Here is a 19,002-nt window from a genome sequence, read left to right as displayed (position 1 = left end):
TCACAAACGAGGCAGGCGCGGACATCGCGTTTGCCCGCCCATCCAGGAGACAAACGATGAAACAGGCATCCCGCACGATCGACGTGCAGTCCTTCATCGACGCCGAACGCTTTTCCCCCTGCCAGTGGCTGGTCCTCGCCTTCTGCTTCCTCGTCGTGGCGGCTGACGGCTACGACACGGCGGCCATCGGCTTTATCGCTCCGTCGCTGGCGCACGAATGGGGCATCGCCCGCGGTGAACTCGGTGTCGTCATGAGCGCCGCACTGGCTGGGCTGAGCCTGGGCGCGATCTTCGCGGGACCGGTGGCGGATCGCGTTGGCCGCAAGGCGGTACTGGTGGCGGCTGTCACATGCTTCGGAGGATGGACGCTCGTTGCCGCCCAGGCGCAAACCGTTGGCACGTTGACCGTCCTGCGCTTCCTGACCGGCCTCGGACTCGGCGCAGCCATGCCGACGACCATCACGATGATGTCGGAATACGCGCCGTCGCGTCTGCGCTCCCTTGCGGTGAATGCCATGTATTGCGGCTTCTCCGGTGGACTGGTGGCGGGCGGCGCGGCATCGGCCTGGCTGATTCCCCATTTCGGCTGGCGCGGCGTGTTGACGGCTGGCGGCATCGCGCCGCTGGTACTCGCCGTACTGCTGCTTGCGCTGCTTCCGGAGTCGGCCCAGTTCCTGGCGGTGCGCAACGGGGCGCCCGAGCGGATCGCGCGCATCCTGAAGCGCATTGCGCCTCGGCAAACGCTCGAACACTGCGTGTTCGTCGCGCCGATGGCTGCGGCAGGCAAGGCGGGAAAGGCTTCGGCTCTTGCACTCATCCTGTCGGCAGGATACCGGCGGCGCACCGTCATGCTCTGGCTGTCGTGCTTCATGGGTCTGGTGATCTATTACCTGATGACGAACTGGATGCCGACGCTGTTCCGTGAAGCCGGATACAGCGTGGAACGTGGCGCGCTGCTGGCCTCCCTGTTTCCCCTTGGTGGCCTGCTGGGCAACCTTGCTGCTGGCTGGCTCATGGACCGCTTCAATGCCAACCGTACCATCGTCGTGGCGTACCTGCTGGCCGCCGTGCTCGTCATCGTGGTGGGACGCGGTGTCGATCATCCGGAGTTCCTGGGTATCTCGCTTTTCCTTTGTGGCACCCTGGTCACGAGCGCGGCAACTTCGATGTCCACCTACGCCGCAAGCCTCTATCCGACCGAGGCACGCACCACCGGGGTGGCGTGGATGCAGGGCATCGGGCGCATCGGTGGCATGGCGGGCTCCTTTATCGGTGCGGGCCTCCTCGGCCTTGGCTGGGGCTTCGGCGATGTATTCGGCCTGCTCGCGGTGCCGGCGCTGCTCGCGGCGGGGACGGTATTCATGATCGCCAAGCCCCGGCACGCCTATCCGATGGCAAGGGTGGCGGAGTGAGGCGATTCGGGCCTCTCGCCATTGCGGCGGCCATGAGCATGGCGTCCATGCGCGCGTGTGACGCCTTGCTTCCGGCGCTATCGTCGGACTTCGGCGTACCCGTTGGCATGGCAGCGTGGTCCATCTCCGCGTTCGCTTTGGCCTATGGGCTGATGCAACTCGTATTTGGCCCGCTCGGCGACCGCTTCGGCAAGCTTCGCGTCATCACGCTGGCGCTGACCGGCTGCGCCGTTGCGCATGTCATGGCCGCCGTGGCCCCGACCATGCCCGCCCTCGCGCTGGCCCGGGGACTCTCGGGCGCCGCAGCGGCGGGGGTCATCCCCATGAGCATGGCGATGATCGGCGATACGGTTCCGGCGAGGGACCGGCAGCAGGTGCTTGCCCGCTTCTTCCTCGCGACCATCGGCGGGACGATCGGTGGCCAGTGGATGTCCGGCCTGCTTGCCGACTGGCTGCACTGGCGCGTTGTCTTCTGGGTGCTGGCGACGGGGTCTGGCGTTGCCGCGCTCGCCGTGCGGACGCGGGGCTCGGGCCTGGTCTCCCACCTGGCTGCCAGGCGTTCATTCGGGGAGCAGTTCCGCAGCGTGCTGGGTCAGCCGCGCGCAAGGCTGCTGTTCGCAGTGACGGCAATCGAAGGCCTGTTCACCCTGGCGGGATTTGCCTTCGTGCCGACCTACCTGCACGGCCGCTTCGGGCTCGGCCTGGGCGCGGCCGGCGCCGTGATGGCGATGTATGGTGCTGGTGGCCTGGCCTATGTGGCGGTCTCAGGCGTGCTGTTCAGGCGCCTGGGGCCTGATGCGCTGGCCGCCCTCGGCGGCATGCTCCTGGGCGCAGCCTTTGCCATCGTGGCGCTCGGACCACGGTGGGAATGGAGCGTCCCCGGATGCTTCCTCGGCGGACTCGGCTTCTACATGCTTCACAACACCTTGCAAACGCAGGCGACCGAGGTGTTCCCGCCATCGCGCGGCACGGCGGTCGGGCTGTTTGCCGCGAGCCTGTTCCTGGGACAGGCGATCGGCATGAGCGGCGCCGCGGCCGTCGCCGGAACGCTGGAAGCGCGATGGTTGTTCGCCGCCGCCGCCGTGGCCCTTCCCGTTCTCGGCCTGGCATTCGGCGCACGGCTCCGCGCGGACGCTCCCCGTCACCGCCCCGGATAGCCAGGCGGCACAATGAACGCCCGCGGAAAACCCTGAACTTCGATACACCGGCCCACCAACGATTCCATCAACTCGTTGTATCGACCGCTTGAATCCGCAGCCAGTTTCGGCCACTGATCGTCTCCGACCAGGCGGCCGCTCTCGACCTGGTTTGCGACGTAGCTCAATAGAAGCCTCCCGACTTCAATGCATCGATGGCCATGTTTGCGCCGAGGGCAAGCAGAACAACGCCCATAGTCCAGCGTTGAGCAAGCAGAAGTCCCGGGCGGCTGGAGAGGAACCTCGCCATGCTGCCGGAGCAGACCGCCACAAAGCCATTGACCGATGCGAATGCCACAATCAGCGACGAACCGAGCACGAGCGATTGCCTCAGCACGCTGCCGTCCTGATGGTTGATGAATTGCGGCAGGAGCGACAGAAAGACCATCGCGAGCTTGGGATTCAGCAAACTAGTCGTTGCGCCCATCGCGAAGAGCCGGCGAGGCTGTTCGCGAGGCAGATCGCGAACCTCCAGAGGCGAACGGCCCCCAGGCCTCACGGCCTGCCACGCCAGATAGAACAGATACACGGCGCCCACCGCACCCAACGCGCTGCCTGCATAAGGCACCCTCAGGAAAAGCGCCGTGATGCCGAATGCTGCCCCGAACATATAGACGAGGTATCCGAGCATGACGCCTGCAAGCGATATCAGGCCGGCCGCAGGTCCTTGCGCAATCGAGCGCGACATCACGTAGATCATGTTCGGACCCGGTGTCACGGCAAGCATTCCGCCGACCGCCAGAAATCCGTAAATCGATACCGTACCGTGCATTTTTGTGGGCTCGTTCAAGTGGTCATCCCAAGCAGTATCGGTCCGATGCATACTCAAGTAAAACGCATTAAACTGAATCCATTGCTCAGCTTTTCTGACCAAAATGAAGAAGCTCGATCTGGACGTTCTTGAAATGGTTGTGGCGGTCGCCGATACAGGTTCATTTGTTCGGGGTGCGGAGTCCGTGCATCGATCGCCATCGGCGGTGAGCATGCAGATCAAGGCGCTTGAACAAGCGCTGGGAAAACCGCTCTTCGTGCGAAGCACCCGCAACGTGGCGATTACGGCAGAGGGCAGGACGCTTCTGGACTATGCCCGCCGAATGCTTGCCATGCGGGAGGAAGCATGGGCGTCGATCGTTCGCCCGGAGATAAAGGGCCGGGTCACCATCGGCGTTCCTGACGACTACGCTTCATCGTTGCTGCCACAGGTTCTGGGAAAGTTCGCGGTTGCTCACCCGCGTGTCGAAATCCGGGTCATCGGCCTGCCCAGCAGTGCGCTCGCTCCCTTGCTCAAAGACAATACGCTGGACCTGGCCTGCATCACGAAAACAAGGGGCATCGCGGGCGAATTCATCCGGTTCGAGCCGATGGTGTGGGCCGGGTCGGCCGCAAGGAAAGTATGGAAAGAACGCCCGCTGCCCATCGCCGTCTTCGCACATGGCAGCACCGCGCGTGCCCATGCCATCAGCGCGCTGCAGCGGGAAAATATCAAGTACCGGATGTCCTACGAAAGCCCGAGTCTGCTGGGCCTTGTCAGCATGGTAGAAGCGGGGCTCGCGATAGCGCCCCTCGCAAGATGCAGCGTGCCGGGGCACCTTGTCCAGCTATCCCAGAACGAAGGGTTGCCGCCCCTGGACGAACTCGAGGTCGTGCTTGCCCGCAGCGCACAGTCCGGCCGACCGCCGTGTGATTTTCTCGCCGAGCAGATTCTGGCTGAAATGAGGGGCTAGATCGGTCGTTCAATGGCCGGATATCGACACGATCCGCCCGAATGCCCGACGCCCTGACTGGCGCCCGTGACGATCGCTACTTTCGTGGACATCTCATGTCTCCCGGTCTGGGTAAGCCAATGTTGCTTCAGTGAACGACTACCATCTTTCCGCCGGCTTCATTGGCTTCCATCACCCGATGCGCCTCATGGATCTGATCAAAGCCGAACACCCGGGACGGAGTCACCTTGAGACGGCCAGCCGCCACGTCTTCTGCGATTTTCTGAAGCGGTACGTCGGACAGCGGAAAACCCGGGGTGCCGAACACGAAACTACCGAAAAAGGTCAGATACACGCCGCTCGCCATTTGCAGGAGTGGGTTGAAGTCCGCGATCGGAGCCAGGCCGCCCAACCAGCCCGCAAGACAGGCACGGCCACCCCGTCGCAGCATCGCCAGCGAATCGAGAATGGTGCTGTTGCCGACGAGGTCGAGTACCGCGTCAACCTGCTTTGCCTCGGCAATTCGCTGCGAAAGGTCCGGTCCCTCGAGCTCGACACGTGCCACGCCCAGGCCCTCCAGCATCTCGAAGCGCTCGCGATTGCGTGTTGTTGCGATGACCCGCGCACCGGCATTGACCGCCAGTTTCACCGCCGCCTGTCCAAACGATGATGTCGCACCGCGGATGACCAACGTCTGTCCCTCCGTGATCTCGAGATTGCGAAACAGGCAGGTCCATGCGGTCGCATAGGTTTCGGGGATGGCCGCCAGTTCGGCCCACGACAGGTCTGACTCAATCAATGCGACGTTGGACACCGGTGCGCGCGTGTATTCCGCATAGCTCCCGTTGATGGTTCGACCTAGACCTCCCATCAACGCGGCAACCTTCGCCCCAACCGGGAACTCGCCGCCAGGGCACGACTTCACCACCCCGACGCATTCGATGCCGCTTACCTTTGCGGCTTCGGCCCATTCGCCACGCCGCATATGCATCTCTGCGTGGTTGATGCCAAATGCCTTGATTTCGATTACCACGTGGCCCGCCAGCGGTTCGGGTTCAGGCAACTCTGTGTAGACAAGGCCATCCAGACCGCCGAATTTCTCGATCACGATTGCACGCATATTGCTGCTCCTTTGGTTGAACAATCAATTTGATTGGCGTGTCTGGTCGCTACATATCGACCACACACACCCACACTTCAGGTAACAAGAAAATCACGCATGGCCGCGGCGATTTCTGTCGCATGCGTCTCGAGCGCGAAGTGGCCCGTATCGAGAAAGCGCACCACCGCGCCAGGGATGTCACGCTTGAATGCCGTAGCGCCAGCAGGCAGGAAGAATGGATCATTTTTCCCCCAGACGGCGAGGAACGGAGGCTTGTGCGTTCTGAAATACTGCTGAAACGCGGGATACAACGCGACATTGCTTTGGTAGTCGCCAAACAGGTCCAGTTGAATCTCGTCCGCGCCGGCACGGCCCAAGTAAAAGTTATCCAGCGAATACCCGTCCGGCGATACCGAAGCCGTGTCAGATACCCCGTGTGTGTACTGCCAGCGTGTCGTTTCCGGAGTCAACAGGGCCCGCAGTGCCTCACGGTTTCCCTGCGAAGGATCTCGCCAATAAGCCCGGATAGGATTCCAGCCTTCGCTGAGTCCTTCTTCGTAAGCATTGCCGTTCTGGGAAATGATCGCGGTGATCCGCTCCGGATGGTTCAGCGCAAGCCGAAAGCCCGTCGGCGCGCCGTAGTCGAATACGTAGACGGCAAAGCGATCGAACCCGATCACTTCGGTAAAGCGGCTGATCACGTCGGCGATGTTGTCGAACGTGTAGGCGAAGGTGTCATGGGCCGGCATATCCGAACGACCAAACCCAGGTAGATCCGGCGCAACCAGATGGAAGCGGTCGGACAGTTGAGGAATCAAATCCCGAAACATGTGGCTCGAGCTTGGAAAGCCGTGGAGGAGCAGTACTTTCTGGGCACCGGCACGACCGGCTTCTCGATAAAACACATTGAAGCCGTCGACGTCGGCGTGGCGATAGGCAATAGCGGACATGAGGTTCTCTCTCGTGAGTTGATGACGTGACCGGTGGTTAACACGCGTTGGAAACAGCAACCAACATGCGAAGTGACCGCCGCTTTCCAGGCTGGGCGTCGCCGACAAGCACAACCGGTTGTTCGATTCGTTGCAGCGCTCTGTCCAGTACGGCGATGTCTTCGCCGGACGACATCACCGGCACGGATGCCGCCCTTGCATTGACGCCTCGCTCCGCCAGACCGCTAATCACCTTCCTGCAACTCGCTCCGTCCGCCCAGGCGCCATCCCCTAGCGCCGCTTTCACGTCTCCACGAGGCATTTCTCGCTCCTTTCAATCTTCCAGCCGTTTGCAATGCACACGCTCCGAACCCGAGTAACCGTTCTGCTGTGTTCATGTAGGTTAGTTTCTTGTTGTGTAACTTGTCAAGACGATTTTAAGGGGTTACCATGGCCTCCATCAACACTGCACATCAGGTCACTTGAGATGGACTACCGACGACTTCCCGCAATATTCGTGGCCGATGCGCAGGGCCTCGATTTCCTGAACTCGGTTGCCACGCCGACGAGTGAGCAAGTCGACTGGATCGGTGATGGGGAAGGCCTTCTTGCGTGGCTAGAACAGGCAGGTTTGGTGCCTCGCAGCACGCTCGACGCGCTACGGTCGGAGTCGATGCCCGGCGAACTCGATGGCGTCGCGGCACAGGCGCGAAGTCTGCGGGAATGGTTCAGGGGATTTGTCCAGCGTACGAAGGGACGACCGCTGGTCGCCGAGGATTTGCGTGAACTCGAACCTCTAAACCGCCTGCTTGAGCGGGACGAAGGGTATGCCGAGATCGTCGCCAACGCGCCAGGTGCGCCAACGGCCTTCGGACTACGTGCGACTCGACGGTGGCGCTCGCCGGAGTCGTTGCTGATGCCGATCGCCGAGATACTCGCGAAACTCGTGTGTGAAGAAGACTTCTTGCATGTGAAAGCGTGCGAGGGTCCTCAGTGCACGCTGATGTTTGCCGATCACACGCGGGGCCATGGCCGCAGATGGTGCAGCATGGCGATCTGCGGCAACCGGGCCAAGGTTGCGGCTCACCGGAAGCGGCTCAAGGAGCGGGCACTCGGCTGAGGTGATGGGTGACCTCGGCTGGGCTGGGCCGACAGGCCCGATCCGGCCACAAGGTGACCGATTTTCTGTTTGAACGGTTACTCGGTGAAGACAACGAGGACTTACTTGAACGAGTTCGGCTGCCTGTTGCGGCCGCTCACGCGTCCTTCAGGGACTGGCGGAAGCGTGTCCGGCAGCCGACATCACAGCGCTGATTTCGGATGCCTTTTCAAGGGCCGGCGCGCCCAGTCATCAAAGCCATCGGCTACCAAACAGTTTCTGCCTACCGCCCTACGCGCAGTCAGTGGACGCGTCGGCCGAAATGCAAAGCGCCGAATCTAGTGGGCCAGCCGAGATCTTTCCGCGACCGCCAATCTGATTTGTGGGATCACGATGCTCTCGAGGCCCGCGACACCATGGCCTTGCGCCCAGATTTCCTTATCGACCGCAGCAAAGAATGCCGGAGTACCGCGAGCGCGAAGAATGGGTTTCCCGTTAGGCCGGTCTCCAGCGGCCCAAGCGAGATGTTCAGGAAGATCCTTGCTCCGGACGTTAGAGTTAAACCCGCCGAGGCTGATCTCGACGTACTCGATCTGGTGGAATTCCGGCAGCGACTTCCGCATTATGTCCATAGAGCCAAAGTACTCGGCTTTGTAGCCACGGCATGCCACGCAGTTGTTTGCTCCAAGGTAGACCAGACTAATGCGTGACCCTGCCACCACATGCAGCGGACCAGACGACGGATAGCGCCCTACTCCACCTACACTAGGCGCGACGTTGGACGCTATCGCAGAGACTTCTTCTGTGGAGAGCCGAGTCATCCGAATGGCGGCGTGCTTTCCGTTTGCGCCATCAAATGTTCCTTCGAGGCTCTCTTCGCCTGACCGCAGAGATACTACGATTCGAGAGCCGGCATTTGTGACAAATGAAATCTGCAATCTGTCGCCGGTGAATCGCGCGTCAAAGTCCGTTACCTGCGACAGCGTCTTAGCATCGATCCAGCCATACCGGATATCACCCACCCGGATCTTCCCTGACTCTGCAGAGGCGTCCACAATTCGAAGCAGTCGCTCTCTTTTCTCTCCTTCGACCACAACCAACCAAGTACCATCGAGGGTCTCGCCGATCTGGTCGGCGCCCTTTGCCGTCGATGGCAGCAGTACCAAAGTGGCTCTGATGAATTCTCGGCGGTCCATTTCTTCCCCCTTGGCGCTGAAGCGACAGATCAAGTATGAACCCCTCGTCAATCTCTAGCCATCCGGACACCCCTTCTGTCCGGCGGGGAAGATGCGGGTAGCTCCGGGGCCAGGCTGCGCGACCGTTTCGCAAGCGCTGGATGATGTCCGAGATGGGCTCGGGCACGGCCGTTCACCAATGGCGGGCATCTTTCGGCTGAGGATTCAACCGCTCGACAACAACCGTCCGATGCGGACGTCGGGCGTCCCGACCTAGACACTTGCGAGAATCCACATGATTCAAATGAGTCAACCCGAAGACGTGCCCCACGCGTTTCAGACTGCTTGGAACAGCCACGACATGCAGTCCCTCGGCGCGTTGTTCCATGAGAATGCGACATTTGTGAACCGGTTCGGGCACTACGTGCGCGGCGTCGAGGCGATTATCAAGCTGCATGCGCCCATCCACGCAACTATCTACAGCGATTCCACGCTGGATAACGAACTGATCGACGTGATCCCCATCGGCGACGATGCGGCGGTCATTCACTTCTGGAGCCGCCTCACGGCCGGTGCGGCTCATCCGGCGGGCCCGCACGCTGTCGACACGCTGATCCTTGCCGTGCTGACGCGACAGGTTGGCAAGTGGCGAATCAAGGCGCTCGAGAATGTCACCCTGACGAATCCGCGCACGGGAGAAGCCGTCTTGAGAGACGACCGGAGTCCTTGATCGAGCCGCAAAGCTGCTTTCACGACGCACGAGGTTGTCTCGCTTGCCGGCTATCAGGCCCAAGAAGTAGCTCGCCCCGGACAAGGCCGGGGCGAGCTACCGATTCATCCGCCGCCGGCCCGTCTGCCCGTCTGCGATCAGATAGCCGGTTGCACCGCCATCCACCTCTCCTCATTGCTTGCCGCCGCCACTTGTTTGCCAATTGAATCGCCCAGGCGCGTGGCATCGGCGTAGATGGTGTCATGCTTCATTTCGGACACGCCATGCACGCCCGTCCCTGCGGCAGCGGCGACCGCCACGTGTCCGGCTATGGCGCCCACGCCAGCGGTCTCGGCAATGCCCGGGATATGACCACTGTCGGCATTGGCGACAAAGCTCTGCAGCGGCACCGGCGCGCCGTTGGCCGGCTTGTAAGAGATGCGCACCTGCACGCCGACCTCGCTCTTGCCGGCGCCAAGGCCGACCAGCAGTCGACGACGGCTAGTGCCTTCATCGATCTTGCGGAAGTCGCCTTCCACGATCAGCGCGTTGGCATTGGCCGGTGCAGGGGCGTCCGAGCGCACAGCGTTCAGGCCCTGCCCACGCAGCGTGCGCACAATCTCGTTGGCCACCTGTTCGCGTGCCTCGGAAGCCTCCTGCGATTGCTCGCCGGCAGCCGAGCTTCCTGTGGCCATCGTCTTCACCTTCTGCATGAAGCCACCGTCAAGTCGTACCTGACCGGCATCGGCGCTAAACGCATGCACGTAGATGACATCGGCCTGCACCGTCTGCAGCAGGCCAGGACGGCTGATGTCGGTGACACCGGCATTGGCGTAGCCGGCCGTCAGCATTGCGCCCGTCGCGAGAGCGGCAATGGCCAGGCGCTTGATCTTGGTGGCAGTGGTTTGGAGAGTGGTGGGCATCTTGAATCCTTCAGTTTGTCGATGCGCTGCGGCGCGGTGAACAGAGTATGGAAAACGGCGGCGTCGTAAGCCAGGCAGGAATTATTTCGTCCGATGTCACGGCCTTCGGCGCGGGTTGCGAGGTCGGACATGAACGCTCACACGGCGCCAATGCTGTGACCTCGCGGTCTCAGCGCACAACGTAGATGGGACGAGAAGCGACGTAGACGGTACGCCGGCTGGCCTTCACGACCACCGCCGGCAGCGGCGCTACGGCCACGTACACCACCTTCGGTGCAGGCTTGATAACCACTACTGGCTTCACGACCACTGTCGGCGCGGTCGTCACCGCAACCGTCGCCCGGGCGACATGAACGGGAGCCGGAGCGACCACCACGGTCGAGGCAGACGCCTGGCCGCTGGCCAACAGCATCACGGTGCCGGCAACGGTGCCAAGGAAGCGGGAGATTCGAGAGAAGCGCGAGGTCATCACAAGTCCTTCAGTTTCAGTTTCGGTTTCAGCCAGCCGGTGCGGCGCGGCGACGGACCGAACTATAGGTCGGGGACTTGTGAATCTCGCGGTGGAAAACATGTCACGGCGTTACACGATCGCGGCGTCGAACAGCCGCGCGGATTCACGGCCGGATGCGATGGACATTGGCGTCTGTCCTGCACCCGCCATGGTTCCACGACCCATGACATGGGCCGACATAATTGCCGCATGGCGCCCTCCCCGACCGACTCCTACAGTTGGCTCACCGACGCAGCAACGTCACCGCTCAACACACAGGACGATCATGGAAAACCTCCACAAGATAGCGCTCTTCGCCACGGTCATCGTCGTGGCCGCCTCACTGGTAGAAGCCTTCTTCCTGGCACGCAAGGCGCGTCAGGGAGGCAAGGACTACCCCTGGCACGAAATGGGCCTGTCGCTGGCCGACATGGCCGGCCGCAAGCTGACGGCACTGCTGCCGCTCTCGCTGGCCACGCCGATCTTCGCGTTTGCCTGGGACCACCGCATCTTCACGATCCAGATCAACGGCGTGCTCGCGGTGCTGCTGCTCTTCATCGCCCAGGAGTTCTGCTACTACTGGTACCACCGCGCCTCGCACCGTATCCGCTTCTTCTGGGCCACCCACGCCGTGCATCACTCGCCCAATGAGCTGACGCTGGGCACCGCCTACCGCCTGGGCTGGACCGGCAAGATCACGGGCACCGCCATCTTCTTCGCACCGCTGGTGTTCCTGGGTGTGCGTCCGGAAGTGGTGCTGGCCACGCTGAGCCTGAACCTGCTGTACCAATTCTGGCTGCACACCACCTGGATCCCCAAACTTGGCTGGCTCGAATACGTGTTCAACACCCCGTCGGCACACCGCGTGCACCATGCCTCGAACGTGGACTACCTCGATGCCAACTACGGCGGCGTGCTGATCATCTTCGACCGGCTGTTTGGCACCTATGTGGAAGAACGTGAAGACGAACCGTGCCGCTTCGGCCTGGTCCATCCGACCACCACGCACAATCCGCTCGTCAACCAGTTCGAGCACTGGGTCAGCCTGGGCCAGGACATGATGAAATCGGGCAACGTGCTGAACGCGATTGGCTACCTGGCCATGCCCCCGGGCTGGGCACCGGATGGCAGGGGCACGACGACAGAGGAACTGCGTCAGCAGCAAACCGTTGAACATGCGGTGGCGGTGAGCGCCAGATAACAGGAAGGGCGATGGAGACACGGGCAGCATGCGCTGCCCGATTTTCTTGGTTTATCGCCGATTTCAGGGAAGGCCGGTGATCCGGCGGCCGAGGCCGGCCAGTTTGCGACGATCCTCGCTCGTGATCGAACGACCGCAGCGGACACGAAGACAGCCACGCGTTCCTGCGCCGGCTCATGACACTGTTCGTTCGACAGACGTCTACAAATCCCCCAGCTATCGTTGCCCGAACATCCGTGCCTGCCGTCACCTCCGACAACTGAAAGCGGGTTTCACATTGCGGAATTTGCTCCGAACTTCCCCAACGCCATCGTTCCGTTCCCCGAAAACGCGTTCCACATTGCGAAATTCAAAGCCTAAGTCATTGAAAAATAAGGACAAACCAACTCTTATGTCTTATATAAGACTTCGCCGCGATGCACCAGAAGCGCCATACAATGATTCCACGCTGATTGCTTCGACACCCGTAGCAACACACGCAACCCTTTCTTCAAACGCGCTTTCTTCTTAGGAATTTCCCATGGCCCAGTATCAAGACGACATCAAGGCAGTCGCCGGTTTGAAAGAGAACAACGGCAGCGCATGGAATGCCATCAACCCTGAGTATGCCGCCCGCATGCGTGCCCAGAACAAGTTCAAGACGGGCCTGGACATCGCCAAGTACACCGCCAAGATCATGCGTGCCGACATGGCCGCCTACGATGCAGACCCGGCCAAGTACACCCAGTCGCTGGGTTGCTGGCACGGCTTCATCGGCCAGCAGAAGATGATCTCCATCAAGAAGCACTTCAACAGCACCGAGCGCCGCTACCTTTACCTGTCCGGCTGGATGGTGGCCGCGCTGCGCTCCGAGTTCGGCCCGCTGCCGGACCAGTCGATGCACGAAAAAACCTCCGTCAGCGCGCTGATCCGCGAGCTGTACACCTTCCTGCGCCAGGCCGACGCCCGTGAACTGGGCGGCCTGTTCCGCGAACTGGATGCTGCCCAAGGCCCTGCCAAGGCCGCCATCCAGGAAAAGATCGACAACCACGTTACCCACGTCGTGCCCATCATCGCGGACATCGACGCGGGTTTCGGCAACGCCGAAGCAACGTACCTGCTGGCCAAGCAGTTCATCGAAGCGGGCGCATGCTGCATTCAGATCGAAAACCAGGTGTCCGACGAGAAGCAGTGCGGCCACCAGGATGGCAAGGTCACCGTGCCGCACGAGGACTTCCTGGCCAAGATCCGCGCCATCCGCTATGCCTTCCTGGAACTGGGCGTGGACGACGGCATCATCGTGGCCCGTACCGACTCGCTGGGTGCCGGCCTGACCAAGCAGATCGCCGTGACCAACACGCCGGGCGACCTGGGCGACCAATACAATTCCTTCCTCGATTGCGAGGAATTGTCGGCCGACGCACTGGGCAATGGTGACGTCATCATCAAGCGCGACGGCAAGCTGCTGCGCCCCAAGCGCCTGCCCAGCAACCTGTTCCAGTTCCGCGCCGGCACGGGCGAAGCGCGCTGCGTACTGGATAGCGTCACCGCACTGCAAAACGGCGCTGACCTGCTGTGGATCGAGACCGAAAAGCCGCATATCGCCCAGATCGGCGGCATGGTCAGCGAGATTCGCAAGGTCATCCCGAACGCCAAGCTGGTGTACAACAACAGCCCGTCGTTCAACTGGACCCTGAATTTCCGCCAGCAGGTGTATGACGCGATGAAGGCCGCGGGCAAGGATGTGTCGGCATACGAGCGCACCCAGCTGATGAGCGTGGAATACGACCAGACCGAACTGGCGAAGCTCGCCGACGAAAAGATCCGGACCTTCCAGGCCGACGCGTCGCGCGAAGCAGGTATCTTCCACCATCTGATCACGCTGCCGACCTACCACACCGCCGCACTGTCGACCGACAACCTGGCCAAGGAATACTTCGGCGACCAGGGCATGCTGGGTTATGTGGCCGGCGTGCAGCGCAAGGAAATCCGTCAGGGCATCGCCTGCGTCAAGCACCAGAACATGTCCGGCTCGGACATCGGCGACGACCACAAGGAGTATTTCAGCGGCGATGCAGCCCTGAAGGCGGCAGGTAAAGACAACACGATGAACCAGTTCTGATACCAGTAGTACGCCTCAAACAAAGCGCCAACCCAAAACGGGTTGGCGCTTTTTTTTGTCCGGCGACATGGCTCGCAGGGGTCCTCATCGAACGTTTCCCGGCCAGTTGAGTCTTTCGATCCGAGACGCGATATGACCGAACTGCCCCGCAAGCTGTCACCCGACATGAGGGGGAACCCCTCTCCGCGCCATGCTGAAAGCACACGGCGAACGCGCCTTGCCTGGCGCCTAGACTTGCGCCACGGCGACGGACGGCTGGATGGCCGCGGCACGGGGCGCCTCCACGCTCCCTGCTCCCGCCCGCTCGATGCCGCACACGAGGTCCGCCGCCTTCTCCCCGATCATGATGGCGGTCGCATTGGTGTTGCCGCCGATCAGCGTCGGCATGATCGAGGCATCCGCCACGCGAAGGCCTTCCACCCCGCGCACGCGCAGTTGCGGGTCGACCACGGAGGCGCTGTCGCCGCCCATGCGGCATGTGCCGACCGGATGGAAGATGACGTCGGTCTTCGCGCGGATGAAGGCGCGCGCCGCCTCGTCATCGCTGCCGTCGAACCGTAGTCCGCCGTAGTTGTGCGGCTGCGGTTCGAGGCGCGCCAGCGGCGGCTGGTCAAGGATGCGCCGGACGATGCCCAGCCCAGCGAGCATGGTGTCCATGTCACGCGGATCGGCCAGCAGGTTCTGGTCGATGCGGGGCGCCAAGCGCGCGTCGGCGGATGCCAGCAGTACCTGCCCCCGGCTGTACGGCCGCAGCACGCAGACGTGCAGGCTATAGCCGTGCGCGCTGCGAGCCGCGGGGTCGCCGAGCGCGGTGGAGAAATGCAGTTGCACGTCGGGCTCCGCCAGCGAGGGGTCAGTCTTCACGAAGCCGCCGGTCTCGGCAATGTTCGAAGCGAACATGCCGAAGCGGTCGCGCCTGTAGCGCCGCCATTCGCCGTATAAGCGGATCGCGCCGCGCACGCTGAAGGCGTACAGGTCGGTGCTGGCCACGCGCTGCTGCAATTTCAGGTTCGGGTGTTCCTGCAGGTTCCGGCCCACGTCCGGGGCGTCGTGCACGACGGGAATGCCGTGCGCCTTCAGGTGCGCGGCCGGTCCCACGCCCGAAGCCATCAGCAACTGGGGCGAGCCGAACGTCCCGCCACTGAGGATGATTTCGCGCCGCGCATGCAGCGTGAGCTGCTGGCCATCGCGCTCGATCACCACCCCGACCGCGCGCTTGCCCTCGAAGACGATGCGCAGCGCCTGCGAGCCGGTCAGCACGTCGAGGTTGTGACGGCCGCCATTGATCGACTCGCGCTTGCCCTGGTGCAGGTACGCCCGCGCGGCATTCCATCGCTCGCCATCGCGCTGGGTGCGCTGGTAGAAGCCCACCCCTTCCTGGTCGGCGCCATTGAAATCGTGGTTGTGGCGCAGTCCGGCACATTGGGCCGCTTGCAGGAACCGGCGGTCGAACGGGTTGGTCGAGCGCGTATCCACCACGTCGAGCGGCCCCTGTCCGCCGTGCCACGCGTCCTCGGCCTTTCCGCCCAGACGTTCGTTGCGTTCCGACCGCTTGAAATACGGCAGCACGTCGTTCCAGCCCCAGCCGTCGCATCCGGCCGCGGCCCAGCGCTCATAGTCCGACGGCGTGCCGCGGATGTAGATCATGCCGTTGATCGACGAACTGCCGCCCAGCCCCCGGCCGCGTGGCTGGTAGCCGATGCGGCCGTCGAGCGCCGGCTGCGGCTCGGTGGCATAGCCGTAGTTGTACGGCCCTGCCTTCGGCACCGTCGACGCGATGCCGATGGGAATCGTGATGGCCGGGCTGAAGTCGTGCCCGCCAGCTTCCAGCAGGGCCACGGTACCGGCATTGCTGTCAGCCAGGCGTGCGGCCACTGCACAACCGGCCGAGCCGGCCCCGATGACGATGAAGTCGTATTGCTGTTGCATGTGTCTGCGTCCTGAACTCGTAGCGACGGCCATTCTGCGTGATTCGCCGCCGCGCAGGCAACAGGCAGCGCGGGTGGCTAGGACAAACCATGGGTGGGCCGGAACTTATCCGATTCTTATGCAGAGGACTTATGTAGAAGCCTTATGCAGAGGCGCGGGACGAGAACACGACGTCCCGATCACAATCGACGCGTCGTTCCTTCCGATGGCAGTGCCGCACATTCATGTCCGAACAGCCGGCTTTGGATATCGCTATTCAGCATGCCGTCGGCATGCACCTGCTGCAGGATCGCAATCAGGGCATTCACGCCGGCCTTGGGGGTCCATTGCTGGCGCACCGCACAGACGATGCGCGCGGTGGTGGGGGCTTCGATGGCCTCCACGACGGCGAAGCGTGACAGGAAGTAATCCGTCGCCGTGAGTTCGAGATCGACAAAGCCGAAGGCGTCGGTGTTCTCGATGACTTTGCATTGCAGCGAGAAATTCTCGATCCTGTGGACGCGGCTTGGCTCCGCGTGTCCGTAGATCTTGCTGACCGTGGGATAGAGCGACAAGTCCCATATCGGGCTGGGCAGCACCATGTCGTAACGAGCGACATCCCCCGCGACTGGCGCGCTGATGCCGAGCAGCGGGTGACCGCGCCTGACGAAAATCGCGGCGGAAAGGGTGGCGATGTACTCGAGCCGGAAGCGCGCCTTGTCCGAGAACGTGGATTCGAGACCGATGGCGACATCGATATCGCCCTGGTCGAGCAGTTGCACGCCACGTTCCTTCGTTCCTGACGTGATGTCCAGCAGGAGCCGCGGATGACGCTGCACCAGGACTTCGAGCGGCCTGGCAAGCATCCACTCGAACGTTGTCGGGAAAATCCCGATGCGCAGGCTGCCGCTGAACGGATCGGTGCGACTCGTTCCGCTCAACAACTCGTCGGCATCAGCCAGGAGGCGCGAAGCCTGCTCGAGAAAGGCGCGTCCTTCGCTGGTCGGCACCACGCCCCGCGAGGTGCGCAGGAAAATCGGGAAACCGATACGCCGTTCCAGGTCGGCAACGCTCTTGGTGACCGCCGACTGGGTCACATTTGCTGCTTCCGCCGCCTTCGAGAAGGAGCCGAACCTGCCCACGGCGACGGCCTGTTTCAGACGAGCATCCATTCCTGTCACTCCCACGTGTTGCGCGGCTATCGGTGGGGGGTGATTCTGCCACGGACGGTGGCGGTGCGTCTCCGGGGCCGGGATCTGTCAGGTATGCCTGGCGGGAATGCGACGGAAAAAGTTGAATTGGACAGGCCCGACACGCGGATGCGAGCATAGAAAAACTGAACGGCGTGCCAGGACCCGCGTTGGGATCCGGTCGAAAAGAATGAAGGAGACAGAGGAATGGACAACTACGATGCCATCGTGGTGGGCGCCGGATTTTCCGGCCTGTACATGCTGCACCGCCTGCGCGAGGCAGGCTTGTCGGCCCGCGTGTACGAGGTCGGCGACAACGTGGGCGGCGTCTGGTACTGGAACCGCTATCCAGGCGCGCGGTGCGATGTCGAAAGCGTCTATTACAACTTCACCTTCTCGAAGGAACTGCTCCAGGAGTGGACCTGGACGAGCCGCTATGCGGAGCAACCCGAGATCCTCGCCTACCTGAATCACGTGGCGGACCGGTTCGACCTGCGCCGCGACATCCGGTTCGACACGCGCGTCGTCTCGGCGCATTACGTCGAAGCGGCCGGCAAATGGCGCGTGGAGACCAACGATGGCCGCGTGGCCATGGCCAAGTACTTCATTTCCGGCGTGGGCTGCCTGTCGACGTCGAGCACGCCCCGCTTCGAGGGACTCGACAACTTTGGCGGCGAGCAGTATCACACGGGAACATGGCCGCACGAGCCGGTAAGCTTCGAAGGCAGGCGGGTCGGCGTGATCGGCACCGGATCGAGCGGCGTGCAGGCGATTCCGCAGGTCGCCCGCCAGGCGGCGCATCTTTACGTGTTCCAGCGCACGGCGCAATACAGCACGCCCGCCGCCAATCGCCCTTACGACCGTCAGTATGTCGAGGAGATCAAGGCGAACTATCCGGCCATCAGGGAACAGGTCCTGAAGTCCTGGGGAGGCACAACGACGCGCCCGCGCGGCGATCGCCGCGCATTCGAGGATACCGAAGCGCAGCGGAGGAATCGCTACGAGCAGGCGTGGAACGAAGGCGGATGGATGCATGGCCTGTACAAGGACCTCGTCACCGATCCGCGCGCCAACGAAACCGTGGGCGAGTTCATCCGTGGCAAGATCCGCGAGATCGTGAAGGACCCTGAGATCGCCGCAAAGCTCGCGCCGACGTACCTGTATGGCGTGAAACGCCCCGTCATGGATACCGGGTACTTCGAGACCTACAATCGCGACAACGTGACGCTGGTCGACGTCAAGGCCGACCCCATTGTGAAGATCACCCCCACCGGCCTGCGCACCCGCGACGCAGACTATCCGCTCGATGCGATCATCTTCGCCACCGGCTACGACGCCATGACCGGGGCGCTGTTCCGGATCGACATCCGCGGCAAGGACGGCGTCAGCCTGCGCGACAAGTGGAGCAACGGCGAACGCATCCGGACCTACCTGGGCCTGGCCACCGCCGGCTTTCCCAACATGTTCATGATCACCGGGCCGGAAAGTCCGTCGGTGCTGTCCAACATGGTCTGGTCGATCGAACAGCACGTCGAGTGGATCGATGCCTGCATCCGCCATATGGAAGTGAACCGGATCGCCGTCATCGAGGCGAAGCCGCAAGCCGAAGAAGCCTGGAGCCGGCATTGCCATGAAGTCGCGGATGCAACGCTCTTCCCGAAGGGCGACTCCTGGTACAACGGCTCGAACGTCGAAGGCAAGAAGATGAGCTTTCCCATCTACCTGGCAGGCATCAGCGTCTATCGGGAGATCTGCGACCGCGTCGCGGCGAACGGCTACGACGACTTCCAGCAAGCCTGAGCGCTTCCCATAGAAGCCGGTGGACCAGACAGCCGGCAAGACAAGTCATCCGGAGACAGACAAA

General features: G+C 62.5%; 16 protein-coding genes. 8 read left to right on the top strand and 8 right to left on the bottom strand.

Annotation, left to right across the window (positions count from 1 at the left end):
- The first annotated feature begins 56 nt into the window (after window positions 1-56).
- Window positions 57-1,412, top strand: a complete 1,356-nt coding sequence (locus AB4Z48_RS11400; RefSeq protein WP_441614035.1) for an MFS transporter — start codon at window positions 57-59, stop codon at window positions 1,410-1,412.
- Window positions 1,409-2,569 (top strand): MFS transporter, encoded by a 1,161-nt coding sequence (locus tag AB4Z48_RS11395; protein WP_441614034.1) that lies wholly within the window; start codon window positions 1,409-1,411, stop codon window positions 2,567-2,569. Before AB4Z48_RS11400 ends, AB4Z48_RS11395 begins: the two co-directional genes overlap by 4 nt.
- Window positions 2,570-2,732: 163 nt before the next feature.
- Here AB4Z48_RS11395 and AB4Z48_RS11390 read toward each other — a convergent pair whose 3' ends face one another.
- Entirely contained in the window at window positions 2,733-3,380 is a 648-nt protein-coding gene (locus tag AB4Z48_RS11390) for a LysE family translocator (RefSeq protein WP_441614074.1), read from the bottom strand.
- Window positions 3,381-3,483: 103 nt separating this feature from the next.
- Between AB4Z48_RS11390 and AB4Z48_RS11385 the strand changes: the two genes are divergently transcribed.
- A complete protein-coding gene (locus AB4Z48_RS11385) occupies window positions 3,484-4,332 on the top strand; it encodes a LysR substrate-binding domain-containing protein (RefSeq protein ID WP_441614033.1) in 849 nt (282 codons plus the stop codon).
- A 127-nt stretch (window positions 4,333-4,459) separates the two neighbouring features.
- Here AB4Z48_RS11385 and AB4Z48_RS11380 read toward each other — a convergent pair whose 3' ends face one another.
- Together AB4Z48_RS11380 and AB4Z48_RS11375 are read right to left on the bottom strand one after the other, a co-directional pair.
- Window positions 4,460-5,431, bottom strand: coding sequence for a zinc-binding alcohol dehydrogenase family protein (locus AB4Z48_RS11380; protein ID WP_441614032.1), 972 nt, complete (start codon window positions 5,429-5,431; stop codon window positions 4,460-4,462).
- 77 nt (window positions 5,432-5,508) lie between these two features.
- Window positions 5,509-6,363: an alpha/beta fold hydrolase gene (locus tag AB4Z48_RS11375; RefSeq protein ID WP_441614031.1), complete on the bottom strand. Its 855-nt coding sequence runs from the start codon at window positions 6,361-6,363 to the stop codon at window positions 5,509-5,511.
- Between the two features lie 466 nt (window positions 6,364-6,829).
- Here AB4Z48_RS11375 and AB4Z48_RS11370 point away from each other — a divergent pair, with 466 nt between their 5' ends.
- Window positions 6,830-7,462, top strand: a complete 633-nt coding sequence (locus AB4Z48_RS11370; protein WP_441614030.1) for a CGNR zinc finger domain-containing protein — start codon at window positions 6,830-6,832, stop codon at window positions 7,460-7,462.
- Window positions 7,463-7,779: 317 nt separating this feature from the next.
- On the opposite strand, the gene AB4Z48_RS11365 is transcribed toward AB4Z48_RS11370, so the two are convergent.
- Entirely contained in the window at window positions 7,780-8,637 is an 858-nt protein-coding gene (locus AB4Z48_RS11365) for a hypothetical protein (RefSeq protein WP_441614029.1), read from the bottom strand.
- A gap of 274 nt (window positions 8,638-8,911) precedes the next feature.
- Between AB4Z48_RS11365 and AB4Z48_RS11360 the strand changes: the two genes are divergently transcribed.
- The gene (locus AB4Z48_RS11360; protein WP_441614028.1) at window positions 8,912-9,346 is read left to right on the top strand and encodes an SgcJ/EcaC family oxidoreductase; all 435 of its coding nucleotides are present in this window, start codon (window positions 8,912-8,914) and stop codon (window positions 9,344-9,346) included.
- Between the two features lie 137 nt (window positions 9,347-9,483).
- Here AB4Z48_RS11360 and AB4Z48_RS11355 read toward each other — a convergent pair whose 3' ends face one another.
- Entirely contained in the window at window positions 9,484-10,248 is a 765-nt protein-coding gene (locus AB4Z48_RS11355) for a DUF4410 domain-containing protein (RefSeq protein WP_441614027.1), read from the bottom strand.
- Window positions 10,249-10,417: 169 nt separating this feature from the next.
- Window positions 10,418-10,717, bottom strand: a complete 300-nt coding sequence (locus AB4Z48_RS11350; protein ID WP_441614026.1) for a hypothetical protein — start codon at window positions 10,715-10,717, stop codon at window positions 10,418-10,420.
- A gap of 307 nt (window positions 10,718-11,024) precedes the next feature.
- Between AB4Z48_RS11350 and AB4Z48_RS11345 the strand changes: the two genes are divergently transcribed.
- Both AB4Z48_RS11345 and AB4Z48_RS11340 read left to right on the top strand, forming a co-directional pair.
- The gene (locus tag AB4Z48_RS11345) at window positions 11,025-11,939 is read left to right on the top strand and encodes a sterol desaturase family protein (protein ID WP_441614025.1); all 915 of its coding nucleotides are present in this window, start codon (window positions 11,025-11,027) and stop codon (window positions 11,937-11,939) included.
- Between the two features lie 520 nt (window positions 11,940-12,459).
- Complete coding sequence (locus tag AB4Z48_RS11340) at window positions 12,460-14,040, top strand: isocitrate lyase (protein WP_441614024.1); 1,581 nt, start codon at window positions 12,460-12,462, stop codon at window positions 14,038-14,040.
- Window positions 14,041-14,268: 228 nt separating this feature from the next.
- Here AB4Z48_RS11340 and AB4Z48_RS11335 read toward each other — a convergent pair whose 3' ends face one another.
- Together AB4Z48_RS11335 and AB4Z48_RS11330 are read right to left on the bottom strand one after the other, a co-directional pair.
- Window positions 14,269-15,969 carry a GMC family oxidoreductase gene (locus tag AB4Z48_RS11335; protein WP_441614023.1) on the bottom strand — a complete coding sequence of 567 codons (1,701 nt, stop codon included), beginning with the start codon at window positions 15,967-15,969 and terminating at the stop codon, window positions 14,269-14,271.
- Between the two features lie 179 nt (window positions 15,970-16,148).
- Window positions 16,149-17,120 (bottom strand): LysR family transcriptional regulator, encoded by a 972-nt coding sequence (locus AB4Z48_RS11330; RefSeq protein WP_441614022.1) that lies wholly within the window; start codon window positions 17,118-17,120, stop codon window positions 16,149-16,151.
- Window positions 17,121-17,345: 225 nt separating this feature from the next.
- On the opposite strand from AB4Z48_RS11330, the gene AB4Z48_RS11325 reads away from it, so the two are divergent.
- On the top strand, window positions 17,346-18,938 hold the full coding sequence (locus tag AB4Z48_RS11325) for a flavin-containing monooxygenase (protein ID WP_441614021.1): 1,593 nt from the start codon (window positions 17,346-17,348) through the stop codon (window positions 18,936-18,938).
- Window positions 18,939-19,002: the final 64 nt, after the last annotated feature.

Source organism: Cupriavidus sp. 2TAF22 (assembly GCF_052115045.1).
GTDB lineage: Bacteria > Pseudomonadota > Gammaproteobacteria > Burkholderiales > Burkholderiaceae > Cupriavidus.
The sequence above is the reverse complement of the archived record's forward strand: the minus strand, read 5'-3'. Positions and strand labels throughout refer to the sequence as shown.